The 7,192-nt window shown below is 45.0% G+C and carries 5 protein-coding genes; 3 read left to right on the top strand and 2 right to left on the bottom strand.

The genetic code is table 11. From position 1 onward, the window contains the following. The 3 genes from MGMO_RS21215 to MGMO_RS18200 all read left to right on the top strand — a co-directional run. Window positions 1-172: BrnT family toxin (locus tag MGMO_RS21215; protein ID WP_161808525.1), on the top strand; the 172-nt coding region annotated here is incomplete at its 5' end. Further along, a complete protein-coding gene (locus MGMO_RS18205) occupies window positions 159-362 on the top strand; it encodes a hypothetical protein (RefSeq protein WP_023496562.1) in 204 nt (67 codons plus the stop codon). The genes MGMO_RS21215 and MGMO_RS18205, both read left to right, overlap by 14 nt. 545 nt (window positions 363-907) lie before the next feature. Further along, window positions 908-1,372 (top strand): tRNA (cytidine(34)-2'-O)-methyltransferase, encoded by a 465-nt coding sequence (locus MGMO_RS18200; RefSeq protein WP_023496561.1) that lies wholly within the window; start codon window positions 908-910, stop codon window positions 1,370-1,372. Here MGMO_RS18200 and MGMO_RS18195 read toward each other — a convergent pair whose 3' ends face one another. Beyond that, window positions 1,373-5,821 carry an ABC transporter substrate-binding protein gene (locus MGMO_RS18195; protein ID WP_023496560.1) on the bottom strand — a complete coding sequence of 1,483 codons (4,449 nt, stop codon included), beginning with the start codon at window positions 5,819-5,821 and terminating at the stop codon, window positions 1,373-1,375. A 37-nt stretch (window positions 5,822-5,858) separates the two neighbouring features. Beyond that, window positions 5,859-6,914: a response regulator gene (locus MGMO_RS18190; RefSeq protein WP_023496559.1), complete on the bottom strand. Its 1,056-nt coding sequence runs from the start codon at window positions 6,912-6,914 to the stop codon at window positions 5,859-5,861. Between the last annotated feature and the right edge of the window lie 278 nt (window positions 6,915-7,192).

The raw sequence follows: 7,192 nt of genomic DNA, 5'->3' as shown, positions 1-7,192 counted from the left end.
GGATTTCTATGATCCAGACCATTCCTTCGCAGAACACTGTTTTATCCTGCTGGGTAAATCGGCTCAAGGGAGATTATTATTCGTTTCTTATATGGAACGTAATAACGGTATTCGTTTAATCAGTGCAAGAGAAGCAACGCTATCGGAGCGGAAAGCCTATGAACAAGAATGAAATAGAAGATGAGTTACGGCCCGAGTATGATCTGCAAAGTTTGCAGGTAAGAAAACTGGGGGCTGGGCGCAAAAGGTTCTGTGATACGGTTCGTTTAGAGCCTGACGTGATTGCTGCGTTTCCGAATGCCGAAGCCGTTAATGAAGCGTTACGTTATCTAATTGAAGTAGCCAAGCGCACGAACAGCTAACCACGCTCCAGCGGACTCCGCTAACGCTACGCTGCTGAGCTTTACGTTATCAAGGCCAAAAAATGTTGACCTTATCTCACGGTCCGGTTTAGGTCGATCACTTTTTCGTTATTTAAGCTAATTCCTGATTTTGAACGTCCGGGTTTTTCGTTTCGGACACTCAGATCAAGAATTACACACTTCTAGTTGCTCCTTAATGATGCCTTCAACCAAGTTTTGCACAAATCAGATAAAGCAGCGATCGTTAAAGCCAACCATGTTTTGTACAAAACAGCTTTTATTATTTTCACTACTCCAAACTAAGCTCGCAACCGCAGAATGCAAATAGCCAAATAATCAACTTATTGCCGCGCAATCCTGAACCTGTCGAAGGATTGGTTCAGGATTATCTATAGACTTAGGGAAAGAAAACCTAAATCACCGGGCGCAAACCCAAAAGTTGTCAAATAAAACCGGCAGCGGGCTTTCGGTCAGGTAAAATTGAAACCAAATCAATTCCCCGCCCTGAATATAAGCCCAGCTAACCGTATCCCTCCGTTTAAAACATGTTCCATATTGCCCTTTTTGAACCGCAAGTCCCGCCCAATACCGGCAACATTATTCGTCTTGTCGCAAATAACGGTTGTTGCTTACACCTGATTGAGCCAATGGCTTTCAATTTGGAAGAGAAAAACCTCCGCAGGGCCGGGCTTGATTACCACGATCTTGCCAAGGTATCTACCTATGCCAACTATTCGGAATTTGCCGCCGCAATGCAGGGCAAGCGAATACTTGCGTGCACAACCAAGGGAAGCCAATCCTACGATAAAGTCAATTACCAAACTGGCGATGTCTTGCTATTCGGCTCTGAAACTGCCGGCTTACCGGCTGACATATTAACCAGCATAGCGCCTGGGCTTCGACTTAGAATTCCAATGATGCCGAATAACAGAAGCCTGAACCTATCGAACGCTGCCGCCATCATCAGCTACGAGGCCTGGCGACAGCTGGGATTTGATGGCGGAACATAGCTATCGGTTGAAATCCCACAATGTCGCAAGCAACCCAGGGAAGGCGTTCAAAGAACGCTTAATCTCAAGAATGTCGAAACTTTCAATATCCGCATGGAGCTTGGTGGCATAGTCGGTGACGACGGCCATGTTGTTGCTATTGCCGACCCTAAATATGGCATCGGCAAATTTCTTAATCTCCGACATATTGTTGTTTTTTAAGATCTGCTCACAGGTTTGGGTGTGCCGTTCAAGTTCTTTAAGGGTATTGGGCAGCACCCGCAATTCTTCCTCAGTCAACTCGAACGCTTTTTCTTCTACGGCTATCGTTTCAACAGCTTCATAAGGCAAAAACCGAATAAGCTCAGCGATTAAATCAGCTTTTAGTACTGGCTTTCTTAAATAGCCGTCAAAATGTACGCCCTTGTCGCGATCGTATTCATCCTGCATCACCGATGCAGTCAGCGCGACGACAGGGACTTTAGAGAATTGTTTAATTTGTTCGACGGCCTGATAACCGTCCATCACCGGCATACGAATATCCATTAATACCAAATCAATGTTTCCTTGCTTGACGGTATTGACCGCATCGAGGCCATTTTCAACAGCCAATACCTTCAATTGGGTATCGGCGAAACATTCTATTAACAAATTGCGGTTATCCTTAATATCATCAACCACGAGTATGTCGGCAGGATAAAAATTAACCTGTTTGCCTAGTTGGGTGGATTCCGGTTCCAATACCATCGCGGAAATATCCACACCCATTAAGTGGATAGTAAAAGTCGACCCTAAACCCAGTCGGCTGACTAACGAGATCTCGCCGCCCATTAACTCCGTTAAGCGCTTGCTGATGGCCAACCCTAATCCAGTCCCGCCGTATTTACGGACATCTTGCCCTTCCAACTGTTCAAAATCCTTAAAAATCAATTCTTGCCGGTTTTCGGAAATACCGATGCCGCTATCTTCGACATCAATATACAAATCCAACTTGCTGAGGATGCTGTCTTCATTTCCTGTCCTGGCTCTCAAGCAAATATGGCCTTGCTCGGTAAACTTGACCGCATTGCCGATCAGGTTGAACAGTATTTGCCGTAGCCGTGTGGCATCAAGGACCAGATTTTCGGGAATTTTAGGATCAATATCGAGAATAAAGTCCAAATTTTTTTCCCTCATCTTCATCATGAAAATTTGTCCTAGTTCGTTAAATAAGCCATGCGGGTTACAAACCCTTTTTTCGATCCGCATCTTCCCTGCTTCAATTTTCGATAAGTCCAAAATATCGTTGATGAGCACCAACAGGCTATGCCCGGCTGTTTGGATGGTTTTGACAAAGGACTTAAGTTTGGTGTCTTTGATCTGCTCATTCAACAGCTCGGTAAAGCCGATGATTGCATTTAACGGGGTGCGGATTTCATGGCTCATATTGGCAAGAAACTGCGTTTTGGCTTGATTGGCATTCTCCGCCTGTATCTTGGCTTTTTGTAAATCGAGTTCGATATTTTTGAATTTAGTGATGTCACGATTAATACCGGTGATTTTGACCAATTTGTCATCGACCATGACACCGCAGCCGCTGCTGGAGATATTGCGGATTTTGCCGTCGGGCCGGACAATCCGGAATTCAATATTCACCTCTCCACCCTCGGCATTGAGCCTGGCAAGGGCTTGATGGATGGCTGGATGATCGTCAATATGCACATACTGCAGCCATTCCTCCCAACTGAGCTGGCGCTTTTCAGCAATGCCGTATATGTCAAACATCTTGTCGTCGAAAATAAAACGCGGAGATTCCTGCAAATCCAACTCCCAAACGCCAAGCGACGCAGCACTGGCGGCCAACGCAAAGCGCTGGTTTAACAGCGTCACTTGCTGTTCACTATGTTTGCGTAGGGCAATCTCTTTAACCAGGCGACGGTTCCAGAAAAAAAACAACACCAATAACACCAGAAAAACGCCAACTGTTTTTGTCAATAATTGATAATCGGTTTTGCTGACAAAACGGTCTTTCCCCCAATTATCATTGATGCGTTGCTTTTCATTTTGGCCAATGCTGTTCAAAGCCCTATCGAATATAGGTACCAATGGCGCAAACTCTTTGCGGATTCCAAAACCTAATTGCGTCATGAATTCGGTTTTACCGACAATCCTGATATTATTCATGCCCTGATTGCCGATGTAGTAACTCGCATGGGCCAAGGTACACAGCAAAGCGTCAATTTTGCCGGTAGAGACTGCCGTCAAACCTTGTTGAATCGTATCGACTTCAGTGAATTTTATAGTCGGATAACCACGAAAAATTGAGGGGTTATAGCCGTAATCTTTAATGACGGCGATACGGCGATACTTGATTTGGTTAATATTGTCGACATAATGTTCCTGGTCGCGCATGACGATGACGACCGGGCTTGATAAATAAGCCTGGGTAAATTGCAACTGGGATTGCATATCTGAATCAATGGTTTCCGACAGCACATCAACTTCATTGCGCTTAATCTTGTCGATCGCTTCGCTCCAGGAACGGGTCGGGACAATATCAAATTTGATATGCAGCCTTTTTTCAAGCAACTGCAAATATTCGGCAACCATGCCAATATAGCGGCCTTTGTTGTCGAATGCTTCATAAGGCAACCAATTGGGATCGCCAGTAAAACGTATGCGCGGATGTCCGGCAAGCCATTGCTGTTCGGTAGCATTCAGTTTAAATGAGTCTTCGGCGGATTTTTCCTGATAGCCCAGCCATTTTTCATCTAATTGCTGTTTTTCCTGTTTCGGAATGGCTGCCATGGTTTTTTGCAAAATTGAATACAACTGCGGCAAATCTTTGCGTACGGCCATGTGCAGTTTAAGCGCTTCGCCAGAAGGCAGCGGTTTGAAAGGCCGGATTGAGGGGATGCTGTTTTGTTTCAGCAAGTAGTTCATCACCGAATACGTCTCAAGCAGCACATCGGCTTTTCCTTCGATAACCGCCTGAACCGCCGCCATCAGGTTATCGGTTTCCAAAATCCTTAGTTTCGGAAAGTTTTGTTTGATTTCGTCGATATAAACATAACCTTTGGGAACCGCAACGGTTTTACCATTCAGGCCTTCTAGGGTGTCCGCCTGAACCCTCTCATGAATAAAAAAATAAGCCATCGCCAACTGATAGGGCTCGGTAAAGTTTAAATAGGCCTTTCGCTCTTCGGATTCAATAATGGTCGGCAAGACATCAATTTTTTGCGTTTTGACTTCCGCCAGCAATTCATTCCACTCGGCCACTTTCACCTGAAACCTTAAGCCGGTGTATTTGCCTATCGATTGCAACATATCACTGCTAAGGCCGCTGTGCCTGCCATCCTGATCCACAAAATCGTAGGGTGCCCAGTCTTTTTCGCCACCGTAACGTACAACCGGATGCTCGTGAATCCAGAGTTTTTCCTCAGCCGTTAGAGGCACGACAACAGTGTTGTTGAGCTCGGTTAAATTATAAAAAAAACTATCGTCGATATGGCTGTTATCGGTAAGCCCCAAACGTTGATAAGTCTCTGCCGTCAGACGGTAACGCGCGGGGTCGACCGTTCCCAACGCAACCAGGTCAGCGACGATTACGTCTTTGGTTGTACGCGCGGCATACTCTAAATACGCTTTGGACAACTGGGGATTATATTTTTTTCGGATCAGGTCAGTGATCTGCTCGGAGTTGGCCAACGCATATTGCCAACCTTTTACCGTCGCACGGCTCATCTTGGCGACACGTTCCGGATGCGCTTGCAGTTCTTTTTGCGAAGTAAAAAAATTATCGCCGTAAAAATCAATACCGTAATTTTGCGGGTTAATGATATTGACTTCGATTCCCTGCTGTTTCAGCAAAAAAGGTTCGGACGTCGAATAAGCGGACATGACATCGATTTTGCGGTCAATAAATGACTGGAAGATGGAACGGTATAACTTGAGAGGTTTGGTTTTATTTTTGTCGCCCAAGGTATTGAGCAATAATGCGTTGAGTGGCGCGTCCCACTCTTTCGCGTAATTGTATGAGACTTTCTTGCCGACCATTTCATAAGGGCTGACAATGCCGGAATCGCGGCGGGAAAGAAAAACCAGCGGCGAATGTTGAAAAAACTGGTTAATCAATACGACAGGCAAGCCTTTCAAATGATAAATCAGTAAAGTACTGTCTGAAACACCATATTCGGATTCGCCATTGAGAACCTGGTGAACAAAGTCTTTGGATAAATCGACCGGTTTTAAAGAAACCTCAAGGCCTTCGTCGCGGTAATACCCTTGTTCAATGGCTGCATAATATCCGGCAAACTGAAAAGTGTGCTGCCATTTAAGCTGAATACTTACGGGGTCTAACTGACGAGATTGTTCGCCGGCAATAAGGGTTGTCGGAAAAAAAAGAAAATAGAATATGAGTGATGCGGTTAGAACCCTGCCGTGCTTGCGCCAACAGAAGTCCAAATAGCCCTGCAATAGCTTAACGAACACGGGAAATTGTCATCCAACCAGGATAATCATGTACCGGTCACTTAGATTTGGCAATGGCGATAAATTCATCCAAATGTTCTTCAAATATATCGACCAGTTCGGGGTCAAACTGGGTTTCGCGGTGTTCTATAATGTAACGGACAGCCTCATTTATTTCCCAAGCTTCTTTATACTGGCGTTTATGCGTCAAGGCATCAAAGACATCGACCAAGGCTACGATCCGACCGTAGATATGGATGTCCGCCCCTTTTAACCTGCGCGGATAACCGTTGCCGTTCCATTTCTCATGGTGTTCGTGGGCAATAACAGCCGCCGCTTTAATCAATTTACGATTAGAGCGTGACAATAGATTATAGGCATTTGTTGTATGATTCTTCATTATGCAAAATTCTTCCTCGGAATATTTGCCGGGTTTGTGCAAAATTTCTATAGGAATCGTCATTTTGCCTATGTCGTGCATGGGCGAGGCATGATATAGCGTCTCCTCATCTTCTTTATTAAGGCTGGGATGGTATTTGGCCATCAATGCCGAACTTTCCGCTATGCGCTTAATATGTTTGCCGGTTTCATCAGACGTGGCTTCCATCAATTCTGCCAAGATAAAAATCATCTCTTTTTGGCTATCTTCCAATTCGGTCAGCAGGCGTTGCCTTTCAAACGTGGCTTTGCTTTTGAGATAAAGGTTATGTTTTTTCAGCAGGTCTTTAGCTTGGTATAGCTCCAAGTGGGTTTTAACCCTTGCCAACAGTTCGTTTGCATGAAAAGGCTTAGTGATGTAATCAACGCCGCCCATATCAAAGCCTTTAGTTATGGCTTCAATATCGGTTTTGGCGGTTAAGAAAATAATAGGGACATCAAGGGTGGAGTGGTTCTCCCTGAGCTTTTGGCAAACATCAAAGCCGTTCAACCCCGGCATCATGACATCCAACAAAATCAAGTCGAAATCCTCATCGTCTTCGGAAATTAGCCGCAACGCCTCTGCGCCCGTGTGCGCAAACGAGAATTCGTAACCATCTTCTTTCAGGATATTCATGGCAACCCTGATATTATCGACCACATCGTCAACTATCAGGATTCGGCTATTTTGTATCATAAATCTGGCCCTTTTGTAATTGTTAGCGATTGCCCCGTACCGAGAGCGGTGGACATTCCTTATAGTAGGCTGACGTAATCCCTGACAATCCAATTATTGCAATTCTTTTTTCGAATATCACCCTGTTGAATTGCGTTTAAATAAATACCCTATATTTTGGTTGTCACCTTAATTATTGATTCGGCCTTGTGAAGTATTAAGTTTCCGTTCGCCTTGAGCCTGTCGAAAGGCGGTGTGTGCTTCGACAAGGCTCTCCTGAGCTTAGTCGAAGGGCTCAG

This window comes from Methyloglobulus morosus KoM1, from assembly GCF_000496735.2.
Classification (GTDB): domain Bacteria; phylum Pseudomonadota; class Gammaproteobacteria; order Methylococcales; family Methylomonadaceae; genus Methyloglobulus; species Methyloglobulus morosus.
The sequence above is the reverse complement of the archived record's forward strand: the minus strand, read 5'-3'. Positions and strand labels throughout refer to the sequence as shown.

What these genes read in the sequence shown, in the direction of transcription:
- MGMO_RS18205 (WP_023496562.1), top strand. Translation starts at nt 159, where the DNA reads ATGAACAAGAATGAAATAGAAGATGAGTTACGGCCCGAGTATGATCTG.
- MGMO_RS18200 (WP_023496561.1), top strand. Translation starts at nt 908, where the DNA reads ATGTTCCATATTGCCCTTTTTGAACCGCAAGTCCCGCCCAATACCGGC.
- MGMO_RS18190 (WP_023496559.1), bottom strand. Translation starts at nt 6,914, where the DNA reads ATGATACAAAATAGCCGAATCCTGATAGTTGACGATGTGGTCGATAAT.